Source organism: Paraburkholderia sp. EG287B, assembly GCF_040965595.1.
Lineage (GTDB): Bacteria > Pseudomonadota > Gammaproteobacteria > Burkholderiales > Burkholderiaceae > Paraburkholderia.
Genome location: NZ_JBFRCG010000078.1, coordinates 1 through 879 on the forward strand (window position 1 = coordinate 1; position 879 = coordinate 879).

General features: G+C 61.7%; 2 protein-coding genes. One reads left to right on the plus strand and one right to left on the minus strand.

The annotated features are described in order from the left end of the window. Nucleotides 1-376 (minus strand): rhodanese-like domain-containing protein (locus AB4Y40_RS42760; RefSeq protein WP_368692985.1); only part of this gene is annotated, 376 nt, incomplete at its 3' end. 124 nt (nt 377-500) lie between these two features. On the opposite strand from AB4Y40_RS42760, the gene AB4Y40_RS42765 reads away from it, so the two are divergent. Then, nucleotides 501-879, plus strand: a 379-nt coding sequence (locus AB4Y40_RS42765; protein WP_368692986.1) for a DJ-1/PfpI family protein, incomplete at its 3' end; no start/stop codon positions are given.

An 879-nucleotide genomic window follows, 5' to 3' on the forward strand; every position in this document is an offset into this window, starting at 1 on the left:
AGCCCGTGATGCCTCCGATCATGATCTTCACCGGACGACCCAACCGGGCGAGCCGAATGGCGCCACGCGTTGCGCCGTTGCAGTGCGGGCCTGCGCAGTACGTGACGAACAGCGTATCGAGTGGATAGCCCCCAAGCTTCGATTCGACGATCTTGCCATGCGGCAGACTAACAGCGCCCGGTACGTGACCTTGAGCAAATAGGGCCGCACTGCGCACGTCAAGCAGCACTAAACCGGGTGTCCCGCTGGCGAGCGCGCTGGAGACATCCGAGCAGTCGGTTTCGAACTGCAGCGACGCGAGGAAGTGGGCATGCGCGACGGCGCTGTCAGCGGCGGGGATTGCAGTAACGGCGTTATTCATGGTGGCGGTGGACATGGATGAATGGCGGACAGGAGCAGTAAGAGCGTGGCCTGGCAATATGCAGCAGAGGTGTCCATTCTGGCATCCGCATGCAACGTGCAGAAGCGGCCAGTTTGCCAATCTACGGTAACATCACGCCATGGGCACTCATCTTGTCGTCGCGCTGGCCTACGACCAGCTCTGTACTTTCGAATTTGGTTGCGTGACAGAATTGTTCGCGCTGGAACGCCCAGAGCTTGGCGTCGACTGGTATCAATTTGCGGTTTGCGCGGGCGAGTCGGGGCCACTGCGCGCGGCAGGCGGCATCACCGTCACCGCCCCGCATACGCTTAAGTTTCTGGACCGAGCGGATACGATCGTGGTACCGGGTTGGCGTGATGCGGATGAAGTGCCGCCCGAACCGCTGCTCAGGAAGATCCGCGCCGCTCATCAACGTGGTGCGCGCCTCTGCTCGATCTGTTCAGGTGTGTTTGTACTGGCCGCTGCCGGCGTGCTAGACGGGAAGACGGTGACGACCC